Genomic DNA, 19,627 nt, shown 5'->3' with positions numbered 1-19,627 from the left:
CCTGCGCGGGGTTGTGGCTGCGCAAGTCTCTAAGGATACAGTGGCTAGCAATGAATTCCTCGCATGTACCAGCTTTTCGCCCGCCATCGCGCAGGCAGCGCCCGCATTTTGCGTCCCCGGAGCAGCGTGTGCACACTGCGGGCGCCTTTGCGCGCGGGGCGAGCCGCTATCATGACGTCCGCCCCGGGTACCCCCATGAGGTGGCCCGGCTGTGTGGGCGCGCCCGCCTGGTCGCCGAGGTTGGCGCAGGTACCGGGAAATTCACGGAATCGCTTCTCAATTGCGGCTATCGCGTGGTGGCCTCCGACCCCAGCCCGGATATGACTCGAGTGCTCTCCTCCTGGGCTCCCGTTCCCATCCTGCGCGCCACGGCGGAGGCTACCGCGCTTGCCGACGCCTCCGTGGACGCCGTGGCCTGCGCCCAGACGTGGCACTGGGTCACCGTCCCCGCCGCCTGCACCGAGTTCGATCGGATTGTTGCCCCGGGCGGGCGCGTGGTGCTGGCGTGGAACACTCTCGACGTGGCGGACCCCTGGGTGCTGCGGCTGGCCCGCATCATGCATTCTGGGGACATCCTGCGGAAGGGGTTTAGCCCGGAGGTAGCCCGCCCCTGGCACATCGCACAGGAGGTGCGCCTGCGCTGGACGCAGACGATGCAGGCGCGCGACCTCTTTACTCTCGCCGCGACGCGCTCTTTTTGGCTGCGTGCCTCCCCGGCAGCGCGCAACAGGCTGAAGGAAAACTTGACCTGGTACCTCTTCGAGCACACCGCATTGGGTCCCTATGACCCTGTGGTGCTGCCCTACCGCACCGATGCCTTTGCCCTGGAGCGCTAGCCGGGGCTGCCCGCAGCTAGAGCACCACCTGGGCCAGCAGGGAGCCCACCACGCAGGAGGTGGCCACACAAATGGCGCCCGGGATGAGGAAGGAGTGGTTGATCACAAACTTCCCGATGCGCGTGGTACCGGTGGTATCAAACCCGATGCAGGCCAGGTCTGAAGGATAGGTGGGCAGAATCCAGTAGCCGTAGGCGGCGCCATAGAATCCGACGATGACGGCCGGGTCGATGCCCAGGTGCAGCCCAATGGGGGCGATAGCCACCAGCGCCGCGCCCTGGGAATTGACCAGCTTGGACACGATGAGCAAAGCAATGGCATACATCCACGGCGCGGAAGAAACCACGCTTCCCAGTCCGGACTCCAGCGCATCAATGTGGGTGCCAAAGAAAGTATCGGCCATCCAGGCGACACCAAAGACGGAAAACACCGCCGTCATTCCGGCCTTAAATACCGCGGTAGAGGCGATCTTGGCGTGCTCAACCTTGCAGGACAGCAGGATCGCCGCGCCCGAGACGAGCATGACCATCTGGATAACCAGGTTCATCGACAGCGGGGTCAGGGTGCCGTCCTTGCCCGGGAAGCTGGGGCGCAGGCCGTCAAAGGCACCCAGCACGACCACCACGATGATGCCGGTAAAGAAGATGTACATTGCGCGGAAGGCCGAGGCCGGGAACACCTTGCCAATCAGCGTCTCCGAGTGGCTATACACCTGCTCCCGAAACTCCGGGTCCTGCAAGCGCCGCTGGAACTCCGGATCCTGGTCCAGATCCTTGCCGCGGCGCACGGACCACAGGGCCGCCAACAACACGCCGCACAGGGAGGCCGGCAGGGCCACGGACAGGATCTGCGGGATGGAGTAGGCCTTATCAATCACGCCAGCGTGCTCGGCCAGGATGGAGGCCAGGGAGACGGTGGCAACGGAGACCGGGGAGGCCGTGATGCCCATCTGCGCGGCCGTGGAGGACACGGCCATGGGGCGCTCGGGGCGGATGCCCTTCTTCACGGCGATGTCCTCGATGATGGGAAACATGGTGTAGACCACGTGCCCGGTACCGCACAGCACCGTCAGCGTCCAGGTGGTCAGGGGCGCCAGAATGGTCACCATCGACGGGTTGCGGCGCAAGATGCGCTCTGCGAACTGCATCATCACATCCAGGCCGCCGGCTTGTTGCAACGTTGCCGCACATCCAATAACCGCCACGATGGTCAGCATGACGGAGACGGGCGGCTCCCCCGGGGTCAGTCCGAAGGCAAAGACCAGGACCAACAGCCCAATCCCCGAGATAAGGCCCAGGCCAATCCCTCCGAAGCGTGTTCCGACGAGCAGACAGCTCAGGATGACAAGGACCTGAAGGACAATGGCCAGCACCGACGTTGGGTCGAGCACCGAGGCAAGCATGAGAAGTGACCTTTCCACAAGGGGTCAGCGTTGCAAGAAACGGCACAAAGAAAGCGCCGCGGTGGCGCCCAGAATCTCTCCGGGATACCACCTCGACGCTATCCAGCTTGCAGGGCCGAAGGGAAATGATCAGACCATGGCAATGGTCACATTTAATCGGCTTGGAGGGTGTACCCTCGCACCGATATAATGTCTACTTCTTCCGCTGCTTGCGCTCCCTAATGCGCACCGCAAAACGCACCGGAGTGCCGTGAAAACCGAACTCCTCGCGGAACATCCGCTCCAAATAGCGGCGGTAGCCGGCATCAAGGAAACCCGTGGTAAACAGCACCACTGTGGGCGGACGAGTGGTGGCCTGCGTGGCAAAAAGCACCCGCGGCAGCCGATTATTCTTCATCGGCGGCGGATTCTTGGCAATGGTCGCACGCACCCAGTTATTCAACTGGCCTGTAGAAATGCGCTTGTCCCAGTTATCCAAGGCTTCAATCATCGCCGGTTCGAGGCGCTGGAGCGCGCGACCGGTCTTGGCGGAGATGTTAATCCGCGTCACCCACGGCACATGCGCCAACTGCTGATCCAGCTCGCGGTCCAACTCCCAGCGGCGATCCTCATCCATGAGGTCCCACTTGTTAAAGGCAATGACCAACGCCTTGCCCGCCTCCAGGATCATCGCGAGCACCCGCTGATCTTGCTCCGTGACTGGCTGGGAGGCGTCGATAAGCATGACGCACACCTCGGCGGCGTCGATGATGCCCCGCGTGCGTAGCGACGCGTAATACTCGTGGCCCTGCGCATTCTTCACCTTCTTGCGCAAACCCGCGGTGTCCACAAAACGCCACGTGCGCTGGTCGAGCTCCACGATCGAATCCACCGGATCCACCGTGGTTCCCGCCACGTTATCTACCACCGCACGCTGCTCGCCGGTGAACTTATTAAGCAGCGAGGACTTGCCCACATTCGGGCGGCCCACCAGCGCCACGCGCCGCGGGCCCGAGACGATCGACGTCGCCCGCGGGGTCTGCGGGAAAGAGCGCAAGATCTCATCCAGCACGTCCGCGTTACCCCGGCCATGCTGCGCCGAAACCGGGTAGGGCTCGCCCAAACCCAGGGCATAGAACTCCGCCACGTCCGCCAGCTGGGTGTCCGAATCAAACTTGTTGGCCACCAGGATCACGGGCACGGAGGACTTCTGCAGCCGGCGAGCCATCACCTCGTCCGTGGCTGTGACGCCCACCTTGGAGTCCACCACAAAGACGATGACGTCCGCGGTCTCCATCGCGCCCTCGGCCTGCCGGGCGATGGCGGCGTGGATGCCCCGCACGTTGGGGTCCCACCCGCCGGTATCTTGCACCCAGAAGCGCCGGTTGGTCCACTCAGCCAGGTAGGACACCCGGTCCCGGGTCACCCCAGGGGTGTCTTCCACCACGGCCTCGCGACGCCCAAGGAAGCGGTTGACCAGCGAGGACTTGCCCACATTCGGGCGGCCTACCACAGCAACGGTGCACAGGGCCTCCTCGACGTTGGGGGTCGCCTCGACGCCGAATTCGGCCTCTAGGGCCTGCCAGTCGTCCTCGGCCAGGTCCGCGTCGCCAAACTCGGAGAGATCAAAATCGGAGGCGGCCCAACCGCCGCCTGGCACCGGGGTGTCGTCATAGTCCACCTGGTCCGTGTGGCCAAAGAACTGGGTCTCCGGCTCCTGCGGCGCCAGCTCACTGGCCTGCGTGCGGTCCTCAGCGGTTCCATCGTGGTCGCTCATGAGCCCTGTCCTTCCTGCTGCGGTGCGCTGCGGCGCACAATATCAATGAGTTGCTCAATGACCTGCTGCGGGCTGAGCTCCGAGGTGTCAACCACCACCGCGTCCGCGGCGGGGCGCAGCGGGGAGGCCGCCCGGGAGGAATCCGCCTCGTCGCGGCGCATGACGTCTGCCAGCGTGGCCTCGAGATCAGCCGGCCGTCCAGCCAAGCGGTCCTGGTCATAGCGGCGTTGTGCCCGCACCTGCGGTGAGGCGGTGAGAAACACCTTGGCGGGGGCGTCGACAAGCACCACCGTGCCGATGTCGCGGCCCTCCACAATCGCGCGGTGAGCTCTGCGCGTCAGGTCGCGCTGCAGGGCCACAAGGTTGGCGCGAACTTCGGGTATCGCGGAAACGGCGGAGACCGCGGCGGTCACCTCCGCACCCCGGATGGGCCCGGAGACGTCTTCGCCGTCGAGAAGCACCTCATGGGAGTGCGGATCATCGCTGATCCCAAGGCCCAGGTCGGACGTCGCAGCGATCACGGCGTCCGCGTCCGCCGGGTCCACGCCCGCCCGCAGCACCGCCAACGTGGCCACGCGGTACATCGCCCCGGTGTCCACGTAACGGGCCCCCAACTGGGCGGCCAGGGTGCGGCAGGTGGTGGACTTTCCTGTCCCGGAGGGGCCGTCGACGGCAAGCACCAGTCCCCCGTCCGGCATGTTGCTCAGCTGTCTATCCGCGCTGCTCACATTCCCACCGCCTTAAACAGGCTGGTCAGCTCCGAGTTGTTCAGCGCCCGCAGGCCGCCCGGCTTTTGCTCGCCGAGCGCCACGGTATGGATCTTGGTGCGCACCAGGCGCTGCACCGGATAGCCCGCCGCCTTCAGCAGGCGACGCACCACGTGCTTGCGCCCCTCGTGCAGCTCCACGCGAACCAGGGACAGGCCATTGTTGACGTCCACGATCTGTGCAAAGTCCACGGCGGTGCGGCCGTCTTCGAGCTCGATGCCGTCCTTGAGGGCCTTCACCAGGGTGCGGTCGGCCTCGCCAAGCACGGTGGCCAGGTAGGTCTTGGACACCTCATAGCGTGGGTGCATCAGCCGGTTGGCCAGCTCGCCGTCATTGGTGAGCATGATCAGGCCTTCTGTATCGGCATCAAGGCGCCCCACGTGGAACAGCCGCTGGCCAGCGGCAATCTTCTCGCCCACGATGTCGCCCAGGCAGGGCCGACCCAGCTCATCGCTCATCGTCGAGTGCACGCCACGGGGCTTGTTGAGCACAAAGTACTGCAGGTCCTCGTTGACGTTGACGCGCACCCCATCGACACGAATAATGTCCACGTTCGGGTCCACGCGCACCCCCTGACGGGTCACCGTGGAGCCGTTGACCTCCACGCGGCCGGCGTCAATAAGGACCTCGGCATGGCGGCGCGACGCCACCCCAGCCTGGGCGAGGACCTTCTGCAGACGCACCCCCTCCCCCTCAGAGCGGGCCGCCGCGGCGCGCCGGGCAGACACGTCGACGTGCTGGTGGCGGGCCGGGCGGGCCTGGGACACGGGGATTTCGGCCGCACGCGACTGCGGGGCGGGGCGCGACTGCTGGTCAGCGCGAGAATGCTGGTCAGCGCGGGAATGGTGGTCAGCGCGAGATTGCTGGTCAGCGCGGGAGCGTTGGGGGGCGCGGGACTGGCGTCGTCCGTCCTCCGGTGTGCCGTCTCGGCGAGCGGGTGGTGTCACGGTGTACTTCCTATTTTCAGATTTTCTAGCCTGTCAATGCCTGCGCCATCGGGCGCACGCAGGCCCATATGGGCGGTGGCTTTGGGTTCCCCCACGCCCGGCGGCGCGGGGATGCTGACGCGGTAGAAAAGTCCCCCCACACCATCACGCCACGCCACGCACAGCCGCCCGCGAGTCTACCCCACCTCGCCTGTGTTTCCCGCACCCGCGCTAATCCGGAAGATCCTCCAGATCAATGTGGTCCAGGTCCGGCAGCAGCGGCGCAAGATCTGGCAGCCGGTCCAGCGAGTCGATGCCCAGCTGCTCCAGGAACAATTCTGTGGTTACCCAGCGGTGTGCCCCGGTCGCCGGGTCGGGGTCTACCTCCCGGATCAGCCCACGCACCGCGAGGGTGCGCATCACCCCATCGACGTTGACGCCGCGCACCGCGGAAACCTGGGCGCGGGTGACCGGCTGGCGGTAGGCCACCACGGCAAGCGTTTCCAGCGCGGCCCGGGACAGCCGCGATTGGCTGCCGTCGAGGAGGAATTTCTCCACCGTGGGCGCATTGTCGCGGCTGGTATACAGCCGCCAGCCGGGCGCCTCCCCCGCGGCCGCTTCCACGCACCGCAGATCGATGCCGCTGCCGCGCTCGGAGAGTTCCTGCGCCCATTGTGTGCACACCGCCGCGACCTGCGCGGGCTCCGCCTCCACGAGCCGGGCCAGGACCTCGGTGGCCACCGGCTGATCCGCAACGAGCAGCAGCGATTCAATCTGACTGCGCAGGCGACTGATCTCCCAGGAGGCCGGCGCGTCGGGGCTCACCGGGGTTCTCCAGACGGGCCGGTGGCTACGGGGAAGTCCTGCGGATCATTGTGCGCCCAGCCCCATTCCGCCCACGATCCCTCATAGACCTGCACGTCACCGTAGCCCGCGACGTTGGCCGCCAAAGCGCCCACGCACGCATCAAGCGCCGTGCCGCTTAAGAAGGTCACCGCCCCTGCGGGCCCGATGATGGGCTCAAAGATGTCGCGCAGCTCATCGACGTCGCGCAGCCTCCACCCGCCGGCCTCCGTGACGCGCAGCAGCCGGGACACCGGAAGGTTAAAAGAGCCCGGGACGTGTCCGGCGCGCACGCCCGTAAGCGGCTCCGAGCCAGTGCCCTGGAACCGCTGCGCGCTGCGCACATCCACCACAAAAGAGTTATAGCTGGTCAGCGCCTCGCGCACGGCAGGTGCATCGGCAAGGCGCTCCCATTCCACGGGCGTGTCCTCCCCGCTTATCGACGCCCCCGTCCCCGCACCGCACTCCGCCCGCTCAATCGGCGCTACCTCGCGCCCGGACTCCTGCCACGCCTGCACGCCGCCATCGAGCACCGCGGCGTTGGGAAAGCCCGCAACCCGGGCCAGCCACCACACCCGCGCCGCCGGCCCCGGGTCGTGCGCGCTATAGAGCACCAGCGGCTTTTTGCTGGTCACCCCCAAGCGGAGGAACAGGGACCGCGGATCCTCCGGCACCGTGTGCGGCAGGCCCGCCTGCGGAGCAGAAAAATCCGCCTCCACATCCGCCCACACGGACCCGGGGATACCCTGCTCGGGCGGATTGCCTGCCGAGCTGACGCACACAACAACCGCCCTGCGGCGCAGTGCGACAAGCGTGTCCACATCGATGATCGCTGCCATGGCGGCAAGTATATGTGTTCGGGCCAGGCGCGCCGCCCGCCCACCGCCACCGGGCTACGCTTGTCCACCATGACGTCACTGACACGCACCATCACGATAGGAAACCGCGAGGTCTTTCGTGTAGGCCTAGGCATGGGCCCACTAGCCCACGCCAACAACGGTGCAGGCGACCCAGAGGCCGCCCGCCGCCTCCTGCCCGCTGCCAGGGAGCTAGGAGTCCAGCTTTTTGATACCGCTGCCTTCTACGGCGACCACGTGGCCAACGCCATGCTCGCCGCGGCATTTGGGCCCCGCACCGGAGCCAACAGCACCGTGGTCTACGCCACCAAGGTCGGCGCCCGACCCACCCCGCAGGGCCCGGTTCCCATGGCAGCCGCCCAGCATCCTGACGAGCTGCGTGACGCCATCACCGACAACCTGACCAGCCTGCACACCGATCATCTTGACCTGGTCTACCTGCGCCGCATGGATATGACCCCCGGCCTAGTGGCCACCGGGGAGCAGGCCGGAGTCCCCCTGGACGACCAGCTGGCCACGCTCATCGCCGAGCGCGACGCCGGACGCATCGGTGCCATCGGACTGTCCCACGTAAGCCTGGACCAGCTGCGCGCGGCTGCCGACGCGGACATCGCCGCCGTCCAAAACATCCACTCCGTTGCGGACCGCACCAACGAGGACCTGCTGGACTACTGCACCCAGCACGGTATCGCCTGGATCCCCTACTTCCCCCTCGGCGGGAGCGGCGTCATGGGCGCCATGACCCGCGCCCAGGACCTGCCGGCCGTGATCCAGGTCGCCGCAGAAACCGGGCTTAGCCCCACAGCGGTGGGACTGGCCTGGCACCTCAACCACAGTGACGTCAGCGCCCTGGTTCCCGGCACCACCAGCGTTGAGCACCTGCGCGCCAACGCTGAGGTCTCCGCCGTCACGCTCAGCGCCGAACACATGCGGCTTCTCGACGCCGCGTCCTAGTCCCAGTTGGCGGCCGCCACCACCTGCGGATCTACCTCCAGGCCCGTCCACGCCACGTCCAAAGGGCCCAGGGGGTCATCCTGCCGGGCCTCCACCGCCTTGGCCTTATACAGCTCAAGCAGCGCAAGAAAGCGTCCGACGATCTCCATAGAGACCCCGCAATCGGCGATGAGCGTGGCAAAAGATAACCACTGGTCCGGGCCAGCAATTCGCAGCGCGTCCAACAGCCGCCCCGCCTGCTCTGGAACGGACACCGCCACCTGGTGGAGGTGATCGGTTCCCACCTGCGGCGCCGGACGCGGGCGGAAAACCCCCGCAGCTAACTGCGCAAAGGAATCCGCGGAATGCCCCAGCCGCACCGGGGCAACCAGCTGCGCAAACTGCTCCTCCGGGCCGACGGTGCGCGGATAGCCCCGCTGCGCCTTGCGCTGCCAGTGGGCAAAAAGATCAGCGACCTGCTTGTAGGCCTTGTATTGAAGTAGCCGCGCGAAGAGCAGGTCCCGGGTAGACAGCAGCTCCACGTCCAACTCATCATCCACCTGCCCCCGCGGCAGCAGGCGCGCGGCCTTGAGATCAAGCAAGGTTGCGGCGATGACCAGAAACTCCGTGATCTGCTCCAGCTGGGCGTTTTCCTTGAGGCTGCGGGTGTAGGAGACAAACTCATCTGTCACCGCAGACAAGGACACCTCGGTGACGTCCATTTTTTTTGCAGAAATCAGCTGCAAAAGAAGGTCAAAGGGCCCCTCGAAGTTTCCCAGCGCTACCCGGAATCCGGGAATTTCCTCCTGGACGCCCTGGTGGTCAACCCGTGTCAGCGCAGGCCTCCTGCCCTGGCAATGACCTCCCGGGCCAGGAGCCGATACTGCTGCGCCCCCTGCGAATTAGGTGCCCACGTGGTAATCGGCTCGCCTGCCACTGAGGTTTCCGGGAAACGCACTGTTCGGGTGATCACGGCATCAAAGACTTTGTCGCCGAATACCTCAACCACCCGCGACATGACCTCCCGCGCGTGGCTGGTCCGGCGGTCAAACATGGTTACCAGGATGCCCAGGATCTCTAAGTCAAAGTTCAGCCGGTCGCGGACCTTCTCCACCGTGTCCGTGAGCAAAGCCAGCCCGCGCAGGGAGAAATACTCGCATTCCATGGGGATGATCACGCCATGCGCACAGGCCAGGCAATTGACCGTAAGAAGGCCCAGGGAAGGCTGGCAGTCAAGAAGGATGAAGTCATAATCGCGCATAACCGGACGCAATGCGCGGGCCAGGGTTTGTTCCCGGCCGACCTCATTGACCAACTGAATCTCCGCCGCGGACAGGTCAATATTGGCGGGAATAATATCCAGCCCGCCGACCGCGGTGTGATGGATGGCCGAATGCACGGACGTCTGGTTATCCACCAACAGGTTGTAGACGGTAACTTCCAGCTCATTGTGCGCAATCCCCAGGCCGGCGGACAACGCGCCCTGGGGATCAAGATCAACCAGGAGTACCTTGCGGCCGTACTCAGCCAGGCAGGCCCCCAGGTTGATCGTGGAGGTCGTTTTTCCTACCCCACCCTTTTGGTTACACATAGCCAACACCGTCGCGGGACCGTGCCGCTCAAGCGGTTGCGGCAAGGGAATATCGCGCAGGCTGCGTCCGGTTAGGGCAGTCTTTTGGTCTGCGGTCTCAAACAGCCCCTCGTCTGCCACAGTGTCACCTTCTCCCATTTATCCATCCGGCGCGTGTGCCTGGCCAGCAATGCCAGTGTTCTGATTATCGTCATCCTTTTCGTCTTTGTCGGGGTTGGTGGGCCCTGGTGCGCCGCGGGCGGCCCAACAAAAACTACACTCCTGTCATTCTAGTGCGTTTGCACCGAAGCTTTCACCCCGGCCGTCAGGCGCGCGGATGAGCGTGACGCCACACCTGCCTTAAACCTTCGGCCGTGATGTGCGTATAGATCTGCGTGGTGGTCACCGATGCGTGGCCTAAAAGCTCCTGGACCACCCGCACATCCGCGCCGCCCTCCAGCAAATGGGTGGCAAAACTATGCCGCAACGTGTGCGGAGAGATCGCGTCTGCCTGTTCGAGGCCGGCGAGGTGGGCGCGCGTTTTCATAATCGCCCAGGCACTTTGCCGCGACAGGGCGCCACCACGCTGATTAAGAAAAAGGGCGTGACTGCGCCCAGTCGCCAGGCTCGGGCGCCCGCGCACCAGATAGGCCTGGCAGGCGCGCAGTGCGGGCTGGCCGATGGGCACCAGGCGCTGCTTTCCCCCCTTGCCGGTAATCAGCAGGACCCCGTCGCAGTCGCTTAGGTCATCGACCGTGAGGCTTAAGGCCTCCGAGACCCGGGCGCCGGTGGCGTAGAGGACTTCCAGGAGGGCGCGATCACGCAGGTCGATGGCGGTAGCCGACTCCCCATCCGGGGCGGCCTCCAGCAGCCGGGAGACGTCATCAATGCTCAGCGTATCGGGCAGGTGGCTTCCGGTCTGCGGCGGCGAGACCTCCGCCGCCACATCGACTCCCACCCAGCCTTCCATGACGGCAAAGCGATGCAGGCCCCGCGCCACCACCAACGCCCGACCGGCCGACGAGGCCGCCAGGCCGCCGCGGCGCAGGTCCGCCACATAGGCGGAGACATCGCCGGCAGAAATATCCTCCATGCGCGTTCGCCCCGCAGCCCGCATCCATGTCACGTAGCGATCCACATCCCGGCGGTAATTGCTCAGGGTGTTGGGGCGCAAGCCGCGTTCCACGGTGAGGTGATCAAGCCACAGACCCGCGGCCTCCTCCAGTTCCACGGCTAGGGCCGCTTCATGTCCGCGCCGGCGGGAACCCCGGCTGCTTGTCGACGCCCCGCCAGCGCCGTGGGGCGCAGATCAAAGGGGGTATCCACGGGGCGAGCCGACGCACCGTCGCGCAGCACCGCCCACGCGCTGAGCACGCCGGCCACGGCGATGGAGTTGTGCAGCTGCCCGGAAAAGACCATGTCCCGCGCGGCAGACAGCTCCACCCACTGCATAGTCATCTCCGCTTCTTCTTCCTGCGGCACCGGCTGCTCGACCGCGGAAAGATCCTGGGCCACAAACACGCGCACGGCCTCATCGCACACCCCTGGAGAAGTCACCAGGTCTACCAGCACAGACCATGTCTGCGCGGCCAGGCCAACTTCTTCTTGGAGCTCCCGTTTTGCCGTGTCCAGGGCGCTTTCTCCTGCCACATCCAGGATGCCGGCGGGCAGCTCCCACAGGTGGCGGCCCACCGCATGCCGGTACTGGTGCACCATCGCGATCGCGTCGCGCTGGCGGTCATAGGCCACGACGGCGACGGCGCCGAAGTGCTCCACGATCTCTCGATTAGCCACCTCACCCCCGGGCATGGTGACGGCGTCGCGGCGGACGGCGAGGATGGGGGCGTCGATAAGCAGGCGCGAATCGCGCACCGCGAACTCATGACCCACGGATCAGTCCTCAGCCTTCTGGCGCTCGATGGCCGCCGCAATCAGACCGGCAAACAGCGGGTGCGCCTTGGTAGGCCGCGACTTGTACTCCGGGTGAGCCTGCGTGGCCACCAGGTACGGGTGCACGGAGCGCGGGTACTCCACAAACTCCACCAGCGTCCCATCCGGCGAGGTGCCACTAAACTCCAGGCCAGAGCCCTCGGTGATCTGGCTGCGGTAGGCGTTGTTGACCTCGTAGCGGTGGCGGTGCCGCTCCTCAACCTGCGTCGTGCCGTAGACCTCGGCGACGAGCGAATCTGCAACCAGGGTCGCCGGGTAGGACCCCAGGCGCATCGTCCCGCCCAGATCCGCCTTCCCGGACACAGCCTCCTGCTGCTCCGCCATGGTGGCAATCACCGGCTGCGCGGTCTGCGGATCAAACTCCGTCGATGAGGCCCCCTCGATACCCGCTGCCCGCGCGGCCTCAATGACCACGCACTGCAACCCCAGGCACAACCCCAGCAGCGGAATCCCGGCCTCCCGGGCGTAGCGCACTGCACCGATCTTGCCCTCGATGCCACGCACCCCGAATCCGCCGGGAACGATCAGCGCGTCACACCCCTGCGTGGCCGCCGCCGCGCCAGCCGAGTCCTCACAGCTATCGGAGGCAATCCACTTGATCTTCGCCTTGACCCGATGCGCAAAGCCCGCCGCGCGCACCGCCTCCACCACGGAAAGATAGGCGTCAGGCAGATCAATGTATTTGCCCACGATGCCCACGGTGACCTCGCCCTGCGGGTTATTCACCCGATCAAGCAGGTCCCGCCACTGCGACCAATCGACATCCCGGAACGGCAGGCCCAGCTTGCGGATCAAGAAGGTATCCAGGTGCTCCCGATACAGCACCTCCGGAATGTTGTAAATCGACGAGGAATCAGCACAGGAGATCACCCCATCCACGTCGACGTCGCTCATCAGCGCGATCTTTTCCTTCAGCGGCGCAGGCACCTCCCGATCGCAGCGCAACACTAACGCATCCGGAACAATGCCAATCCCACGCAGTTCCGCAACCGAATGCTGAGTCGGCTTTGTCTTCAGCTCGCCGGACGGGGCCAAATAGGGCACCAACGACACATGGATGAAGAAAATATTATCCCGCCCCACGGCGTGGCGAACCTGCCGCGCAGCCTCCAAGAAAGGCTGGGACTCAATGTCACCGACCGTGCCGCCGATCTCAGAGATGACCACGTCAGGGCGCTCGCCCGCAGCATCCGGCTGGCCCATGGCCAGGATTCGGGCCTTGATTTCATCGGTGATATGCGGGATGACCTGAACGGTCTTTCCTAGGTACTCGCCGCGGCGCTCCTTGGCAATCACCGAGGAGTACACCTTGCCGGTGGTGACATTCGCATTCGCGGTGAGATTGCGGTCCAAGAAGCGTTCATAATGGCCAAGATCTAGGTCAGTTTCCGCGCCGTCATCGGTGACAAAGACCTCACCGTGCTCGAAGGGATTCATGGTGCCCGGATCAACATTGAGATACGGGTCCAACTTCTGCATAGTCACCGACAGGCCTCGAGCTGTGAGCAGCTGGCCCAAACTGGCTGCCGTCAGCCCCTTCCCCAGTGAGGACACGACGCCCCCGGTGACAAATATGTACTTAGTGGCCGGGCGTTTCATCTACCAGTCATCCCCTTGAATCTTCGGAGTCTCACGCAACAGGATCAGGTGGTCCGGCCCTATCCCCACGAAAGAACTCCCTGCATGCACGCCCGCTGCGCCACCCTGACGGCGCCGCACACCTGCCGTGCATACAAAAATCCCGCGGGGACCCGGCACCCACCGTGCACGCCAATCATGGCGCCACACAACGCGGGGGCCGACCGTACAACCCACGGGACTCCAGCATAACACCGCGCCCGCCCACGCTAGGAAACTAGCGGGTCAACGCGGGACTGGCCGCCTCTGCCGACGCCGCAGCCCCATAGGCACCCGTGGCGCCATCGATGCGCTCGCGCACCGCCAACACCGTGGCCACACGGCCCCACTGCCGATCCACGGAATCCACCGTAGACACCTTCGCACCACCCGGATGGGCGGCGCGCAACTGGCCCACAGCACCGGTGTCAGCAGCGGTATGGATCCGGCCTGCCAGCACCACGGACCTGCCGCGGCTATCCAGGGCAGTACTCATCGCGGCGAGCGTCTTTGCCGAAAATGCGGCGTCGCCCGAGCCGTCAGAATCGCCCGTGACTATGAGCACCGCCTGGGCAGGAGAGATCGTGCCCTCGTCATAGGAGATAAATCCCCCATCGCGCAAGGCGGTCAACACCGTGGCGCGCTCTGCCTCCGTGGCCTGCGGCGTGCCTTCTCGCGGGCTAACCAGCAGGGCCGAGCCCAGCGCCTCGCCCGCGTGCGTGCCCGGGTCAAGGTTCGTCTCCGACAACTGCGCCCCGGCCGGCAGCGTGTTAGTGACCACCGTCTTGAGCGCATCAGCACCATCTTGGGATAAGAAGCGCGACTCCAGCTTGATCCCGCCCGCAAAAGTAGCCCCAGACTGCCGCAGCAGCGCGCGCACGGCCGCCACGTCCTCGTCCTGAGCATCCGCCGTGCGCATAATGAGCACCGAATGGTCCTTGAGCACATCGGCGACCGCCGGGCGGGCCAACTCCCCCACCACCGCGTCCGCGGATCGCGCCTGCGCGTCATTGATCTGGGCATCCTTGACCGCCGCGTCACGCTCCTGCGCGATCGAGCCCGCCCCCGGGCCGGCGCCCGAGGATAGGTTTGGCGCAAGCCCCAACGTGCCAAAGGCCACGCCTGCGGCGATGCCAAAAGCCAGCCCCGCGACGACCAACCCGGTCCTGCCTCCAGTTTTTCCTGGCATGTGTTTCTAACCTCCGAGTCAGAAAAGTCGTACGTTACTTAAACCAACCCTGGACGGTCAGCGCGATGTTATTCCACGTATCGATCATGTTGTCCACGAAGCTCCCGTCCCCGTTCAGACCCGCGATCACCACCATCACGGCGAGCGCCACCAACAGCCCGAGCACCGCCCACAGCCAGGCAATGCCACCGCCCGACGGCACCGTGTACAGGCTCGATACCGCGGAGGCATCCACCAGGCGAGGGCCTACCTTCGCGCGGGTCACCAGCGCCGACGGCGTGGCATCGGAGCGCCGCGCAAACATGGCATCAAGATCCAAGGGTGCGCCGGCAAGAACGATGAGATCCGCCTCATGGAAATTCACTAGCAGCAACGCTAGGTCTGTCGCTGAGCTTGTCGCGGCCGGGAATGTCATGGCCCCAATGCCCAAATCCTGAATGCGCTCCAGGCCGGCGGCGTGGCCGTCAGGATCGGCAGGAAGGATCACCCGCGCCCCGCAGCGCAGCGTCGCCGCATCAATGCCGTCCGGATTGCCCACAATAAAGTCCGGCTTGTAGCCCATGGACACCACGGTGTCCGCGCCCGCATCAACGCCCACTACCACGGGATCATATTCCCGAATGAAATTCCGCAGGTCAGCGAGCTGTTCCTTGTGCCCCGGCCCCGGGCTGACCACCAGCGCCTTGCGGCCCCGCAGGGTCTCCCCCGTATCCGGGATACCCAGCCCATCAACCAGCAGCGGCGCCTCCGAATTAATGAACTCGATGGTATTGCCAAAATAGGCTTCCATGTGGTCAACGAGGCTGCGCTGGGCGTGCGCAAAAGTCTCATCCACATCGTCAGCGCTGACCGGGCGGCCGGAACCTATGTGCTTATCACCGTGGAAGAGTTCGCCTTCCTCCGTCACGCGGCCCTTCTTGCCGTCGCGCAGCTGCGATAGCACCTCCGCGCCGGCGTCTTCTACAAGGTCAATTCCGGAATCCAGAAGCAACCGGGGACCAAAATTAGGAACCGCCCCGGTGGAGAATTCGGCCAGGTTGACCACCACTGCGGGGTTCGACTCAATGAGTTCTTGGGCGAATTGTCGGGTGATATCGGGCGCATCAATAATCGCGATGTCGCCCTGGCTGAGGCGCTTGAAGCCCTTGGCATTATCGGAGGTGCAATCACGCATCACCCCGTGGACGCCGGGCAGCTCGTCTTTGCGGGAGAACAGACTCATGGCGTCGATTGTGCATGTCATGGAGTTCCAAAGGGCGGAGGCACGCGGGACACCGCGGCCAGAACTTTGCTTTTTCGTTCCGTCGCCTGCCTCGCACTCCCGCCCGGTCCCCCGCCGGCTACGTGGACGCCGAGGAACGCTGTTCGGTCTTCTCCGAGTCCGCCTTTGCCAGCAGCTCGGCCGCATGGGCCCGCCCCGTCGCCGTATCGTCCATGCCGGCAAGCATTCGGGCCAGCTCCTCTACTCGGTCTTCCCCGCTGAGCTGGCGCACCCCGGAACGCACGTCCTGGCTGCTTACCGCCTTGGATACGTGGAGGTGGACGTCCGCATAGGCGGCGACCTGCGGCAGGTGCGTGACCGCAATGACCTGGTTGTTGGTGGCTAGACGCGCGAGCCTGCGCCCGATTTCTATCGCGGCCTTGCCGCCCACGCCGGCGTCAACCTCATCGAAGACCAGCGTGGCTCCGGGCATTCCGCCCGCGACGATGACCTCAAGGGCAAGCATGACTCGGGACAGCTCGCCGCCAGACGCCGCCGTGGCCAGCGGGCGCGCAGTTGCCTGCGGGGTAGGCGCAAGTAAAAACTCCACGGCGTCTGCGCCACTGGGCCCCGGCTCCACGCTGCTGAGGGCCACGCGGAGGTGGGCGTGCGGCATTGCTAGCCCGGCGAGCTCGGCGGTGACGGCCTTTTCTAGGCGCTTGGCCGCGGCTGCGCGGGCAGTGGACAATGCTGTCGCGGCACGGGTCATCTTTTCCTTCGCCTCGCGCACGCGGTCGCGCAGCTCGTCGAGCGCTTCCTGGGAGACGTCGATACGCTCCAAACGAGTGCGTGCCTTGTCCCGCCAGCGCACCACCCCGGCGGCATCCGGCGCGTATTTGCGGGTCAACGTTTTGAGCTCCTGCTGCCTGTTGAGCGCGGCTTCGAGGGCCTCTTGGTCATCGGGAAGCCCGGACAGGTAGGCGCCAAGCTGGGCGGAGACGTCCCCGAGCGTGGCGGTGAGTTGTTCAAGGCGGCCGGCCAGCTCCGCGAGTTCCGGGTCCTCTGAGCCGCTTAAGGCCGCGGCTGCTTGCCCCAACAGCGTGGAGGCCGCGGCGTCCTCATCGCTGCCGGCCATCCCGCCGAAGGCTTCTGCACCGTCGATGGCTGCCAACGCTGCGGTGGCCTGCTCGCGCAGGGAATCGGCGTCGGAAAGCCGGCGCACCAGGGCCACCAGCTCCTCATCCTCCCCGGGAACCGGATTGATCTCATCGATCTCGTTGAGGGCAAAGGTCAGGCGGTCAATCTCTTGGGCCAGTTCGCGGCGGCGCTGCGTGCGCCGAGACAAGTCGCGCGCCAGCTCGGCATAGACCGCATAGGCGGCGTCGTAGCTTGCCCGCTTCTTGGCAATCCGTGGGTCCAGCTGGTCGAGGGCGGCCAATTGCTCGGCCGGGGAGAGCAAACGAAGCTGATCGTTTTGCCCATGGATGGTCAGCAGGTGATCGGTGAACTCCGTCAGCGTCGCCGCCGGGACGGAGCGCCCGCCCAGATGCGCCCGCGAACGCCCAGAGGCGCTCACAGTCCGGGAGGCAATGAATTCTCCGTTCTCATCCGCCTGGCCGCCGGCTTCCGTCACAGTGTGCTGCGCGGCGTGCGCCTGCTCGGGCAGCATGCCCGCGGTAACAAACCGGCCCTCCACCACGGCGCGGGAGGCCCCGTCACGGATGCGAGACGCCTCCGCGCGGGCGCCGGCCAACAGCCGCAGCCCGGTGACCACCATGGTCTTTCCCGCACCGGTCTCTCCGGTCAGCACCGTCAACCCGGGGCTGAGCTCCGCATGCGCACTGGGAATGACGCCAAGGTTTTCGATGGTCAGCTCTGCAAGCATGCCCCAGACTCTACCTGCCAGAGCGAGGCGGGTTTAAGTCTCCGGGTCGGCCACCCTGAGACTTCGGACCGCGCCACCCATCAACCGGCAGGTGCAGCTTGGTCACCAGCCGATCCGTAAACGGGCGGTCGTCCAGGCGCACCCAGCGCACCGGCCTGTCGCCGCGAACAACCTCCACGCGCGCCCCCGGCGGCATGCTGATGCGCCGGAAGCCATCCATCACCGCCACCGCGCGGCCGAAGGGACTGAGCGATTCCACAGCCACCGTCGAATCCGGGCTAATAACCAACGGTTTGGTAAACAACGCGTGGGCGTTATTGGGCACCACAAGCATCGCGTCGAGCTCCGGCCACAGCACCGGTCCCCCCGCGGAAAAGGCGTAGGCCGTCGATCCCGTGGGGGTAGAGATGATCACTCCGTCGCAGCCGAAGGCCGTGACCGGGCGGGCATCAACTTCCAGGCTCGCATCCAAGACGCCGCCGTTGCGCTCATGCTCCACGCTGACCTCGTTGAGCGCCCAGGCGGAATCGATCAGCTCCATGTCCGCGTCATAGACCGTGGCCCGCACAGTCATGCGCTCCTCGATGCGGTAGTCCCGGGAGATAACCCGCCCCACGGCCTCCTCCAGCGACTCCGCCTCCCATTCCGCGAGGAAACCCACGTGCCCCAGGTTGATGCCCAAAACCGGAAGGTCTGCGTCATGGGCCAGGTCAGCGGCGCGCAGGAACGTCCCGTCGCCGCCGAGCACCAAGACCAGCTCCACACCAGAGGTCGCCTCCCGGCCGTGGGGCACCCGCTCGAGGCTGGCCAGCTCGGGATAATCGTTGAGGGCACCGGAGCCGTACGTGTCCAAGATGCGCACGCAGATTCCTGCCCCGGTGAGAAGCTGCGCCGCCCGGGCAGCAGAGCGCGTGTTTGAGGCCCGCCCGGTGTGCGGCACCAACAGGACGGTGCGCTGTGAATCGGTCATTGCGGTCCCTCCGCTACGGCTCGTTCAATTGCCGCCCTGCGCTCGCTGGCATCCCATGCGTGCGCTTCGTCGCCTTTGACCAGCCACAGGAAGTATTCGACGTTGCCCGAAGGCCCGGGCAACGGGGAGGCCACCACGCCGCGCAGCGTCAGCCCAAGGGTGGCGGCAAAGTCTGCGACCTCCGCGGTGACCTCTGCACGCAACTGCGGCGAGCGCACAACCCCGCCGTGGCCCAGCCGCTCCTTGCCCACCTCAAATTGCGGCTTCACCATGGGCAGCAGTGCGGCCCCCGGAGTCAGGCACTGCGCAATCGCCGGCAGAACCAGGCGCAGGGAGATAAACGAAAGATCGCCGACCATCATCTCGCAGGGCCCGCCGATAAGATCCGGGGTCAGATTCCGAATATTGGTCCGATCCATCACCTGCACCCGCGGATCATTTTGCAGCCGCCACACCAACTGCCCATAGCCCACATCCACAGCTACGACGCTCGCCGCGCCGCGCGCCAGAAGGACATCCGTGAACCCGCCTGTCGACGCCCCCGCATCAAGCACCCGCAGCCCCCGCACGCTCAGGCCCTGCGGCTCAAAGGTCTCCAAAGCACCCAGGAGCTTGTGCGCACCGCGTGAAGCCCACTCCTGATCCGCCTGGCCTGTGACCTTGATCGAGACATCCGGGCCCACCGCGGTGGCCGGCTTGAGCGCGCGAAAACCTCCGACGCTGACGCGACCCTGCTTGATCATTTCCACGGCCGCCTCACGGGAGCGCGCGATCTTTCTGCGCACCAGCTCCGCGTCTAGCCTTCTTTTTGTACCCACTTACGCATCCTTGTCCTTGAGCGCCTCATTGAGTACCTCATGCGCGCGCTCTAGCTGCTCGGCGATCTCCTGGGCAGTCGTGGCATCTTCTTCCAGAATCTGGCGCA

18 protein-coding genes are annotated in these 19,627 nt (G+C 65.6%); 2 read left to right on the top strand and 16 right to left on the bottom strand.

All coding sequences use genetic code 11. The features are described from left to right. The first annotated feature begins 50 nt into the window (after nucleotides 1–50). Nucleotides 51–836, top strand: coding sequence for a class I SAM-dependent methyltransferase (locus LH390_RS05555; RefSeq protein WP_227282241.1), 786 nt, complete (start codon nucleotides 51–53; stop codon nucleotides 834–836). 16 nt (nucleotides 837–852) lie between these two features. Here LH390_RS05555 and LH390_RS05550 read toward each other — a convergent pair whose 3' ends face one another. The 6 genes from LH390_RS05550 to LH390_RS05525 form a co-directional block, all read right to left on the bottom strand. Then, a complete protein-coding gene (locus LH390_RS05550) occupies nucleotides 853–2,238 on the bottom strand; it encodes an anaerobic C4-dicarboxylate transporter (RefSeq protein ID WP_227282242.1) in 1,386 nt (461 codons plus the stop codon). A gap of 193 nt (nucleotides 2,239–2,431) precedes the next feature. Further along, nucleotides 2,432–3,994 carry a ribosome biogenesis GTPase Der gene (gene der, locus LH390_RS05545; RefSeq protein ID WP_227282243.1) on the bottom strand — a complete coding sequence of 521 codons (1,563 nt, stop codon included), beginning with the start codon at nucleotides 3,992–3,994 and terminating at the stop codon, nucleotides 2,432–2,434. Further along, a complete protein-coding gene (gene cmk / locus LH390_RS05540) occupies nucleotides 3,991–4,692 on the bottom strand; it encodes a (d)CMP kinase (protein WP_227282610.1) in 702 nt (233 codons plus the stop codon). Before cmk ends, der begins: the two co-directional genes overlap by 4 nt. Nucleotides 4,693–4,718: 26 nt before the next feature. Continuing rightward, nucleotides 4,719–5,534, bottom strand: a complete 816-nt coding sequence (locus LH390_RS05535; protein WP_399524705.1) for a pseudouridine synthase — start codon at nucleotides 5,532–5,534, stop codon at nucleotides 4,719–4,721. A 384-nt stretch (nucleotides 5,535–5,918) separates the two neighbouring features. Then, a complete protein-coding gene (gene scpB, locus LH390_RS05530; protein WP_227282245.1) occupies nucleotides 5,919–6,512 on the bottom strand; it encodes an SMC-Scp complex subunit ScpB in 594 nt (197 codons plus the stop codon). After that, nucleotides 6,509–7,369, bottom strand: coding sequence for a sulfurtransferase (locus LH390_RS05525; protein ID WP_227282246.1), 861 nt, complete (start codon nucleotides 7,367–7,369; stop codon nucleotides 6,509–6,511). Before LH390_RS05525 ends, scpB begins: the two co-directional genes overlap by 4 nt. A gap of 69 nt (nucleotides 7,370–7,438) precedes the next feature. Here LH390_RS05525 and LH390_RS05520 point away from each other — a divergent pair, with 69 nt between their 5' ends. Next, on the top strand, nucleotides 7,439–8,341 hold the full coding sequence (locus LH390_RS05520; protein WP_227282247.1) for an aldo/keto reductase: 903 nt from the start codon (nucleotides 7,439–7,441) through the stop codon (nucleotides 8,339–8,341). Here the strand turns inward: LH390_RS05520 and LH390_RS05515 are convergent. From LH390_RS05515 to LH390_RS05470, 10 genes are all read right to left on the bottom strand, one after another. Continuing rightward, nucleotides 8,338–9,156, bottom strand: a complete 819-nt coding sequence (locus LH390_RS05515) for a segregation and condensation protein A (protein WP_269961623.1) — start codon at nucleotides 9,154–9,156, stop codon at nucleotides 8,338–8,340. The two genes, LH390_RS05520 and LH390_RS05515, sit on opposite strands and share 4 nt — an antisense overlap. Further along, nucleotides 9,153–10,031, bottom strand: a complete 879-nt coding sequence (locus tag LH390_RS05510; protein ID WP_227282612.1) for a ParA family protein — start codon at nucleotides 10,029–10,031, stop codon at nucleotides 9,153–9,155. Before LH390_RS05510 ends, LH390_RS05515 begins: the two co-directional genes overlap by 4 nt. Nucleotides 10,032–10,215: 184 nt before the next feature. Further along, complete coding sequence (gene xerD / locus LH390_RS05505; protein ID WP_227282248.1) at nucleotides 10,216–11,121, bottom strand: site-specific tyrosine recombinase XerD; 906 nt, start codon at nucleotides 11,119–11,121, stop codon at nucleotides 10,216–10,218. Nucleotides 11,122–11,123: 2 nt separating this feature from the next. Continuing rightward, nucleotides 11,124–11,780 (bottom strand): NUDIX domain-containing protein, encoded by a 657-nt coding sequence (locus LH390_RS05500; protein ID WP_227282249.1) that lies wholly within the window; start codon nucleotides 11,778–11,780, stop codon nucleotides 11,124–11,126. A gap of 3 nt (nucleotides 11,781–11,783) precedes the next feature. Beyond that, the gene (gene pyrG / locus LH390_RS05495; RefSeq protein ID WP_227282250.1) at nucleotides 11,784–13,439 is read right to left on the bottom strand and encodes a CTP synthase; all 1,656 of its coding nucleotides are present in this window, start codon (nucleotides 13,437–13,439) and stop codon (nucleotides 11,784–11,786) included. Between the two features lie 256 nt (nucleotides 13,440–13,695). Further along, nucleotides 13,696–14,646 carry a copper transporter gene (locus tag LH390_RS05490; protein WP_227282251.1) on the bottom strand — a complete coding sequence of 317 codons (951 nt, stop codon included), beginning with the start codon at nucleotides 14,644–14,646 and terminating at the stop codon, nucleotides 13,696–13,698. Between the two features lie 34 nt (nucleotides 14,647–14,680). After that, nucleotides 14,681–15,877, bottom strand: coding sequence for a putative cytokinetic ring protein SteA (gene steA, locus LH390_RS05485; protein WP_227282613.1), 1,197 nt, complete (start codon nucleotides 15,875–15,877; stop codon nucleotides 14,681–14,683). A 109-nt stretch (nucleotides 15,878–15,986) separates the two neighbouring features. After that, nucleotides 15,987–17,732: a DNA repair protein RecN gene (gene recN, locus LH390_RS05480; protein WP_227282252.1), complete on the bottom strand. Its 1,746-nt coding sequence runs from the start codon at nucleotides 17,730–17,732 to the stop codon at nucleotides 15,987–15,989. A 10-nt stretch (nucleotides 17,733–17,742) separates the two neighbouring features. Then, nucleotides 17,743–18,702 carry an NAD kinase gene (locus tag LH390_RS05475; RefSeq protein ID WP_227282253.1) on the bottom strand — a complete coding sequence of 320 codons (960 nt, stop codon included), beginning with the start codon at nucleotides 18,700–18,702 and terminating at the stop codon, nucleotides 17,743–17,745. Beyond that, entirely contained in the window at nucleotides 18,699–19,520 is an 822-nt protein-coding gene (locus tag LH390_RS05470) for a TlyA family RNA methyltransferase (RefSeq protein ID WP_227282254.1), read from the bottom strand. Before LH390_RS05470 ends, LH390_RS05475 begins: the two co-directional genes overlap by 4 nt. Nucleotides 19,521–19,627 lie beyond the last annotated feature (107 nt).

The organism is Corynebacterium uberis (genome assembly GCF_020616335.1).
GTDB classification, from domain to species: domain Bacteria; phylum Actinomycetota; class Actinomycetes; order Mycobacteriales; family Mycobacteriaceae; genus Corynebacterium; species Corynebacterium uberis.
This window is presented reverse-complemented; position numbering and strand designations above follow the sequence as displayed.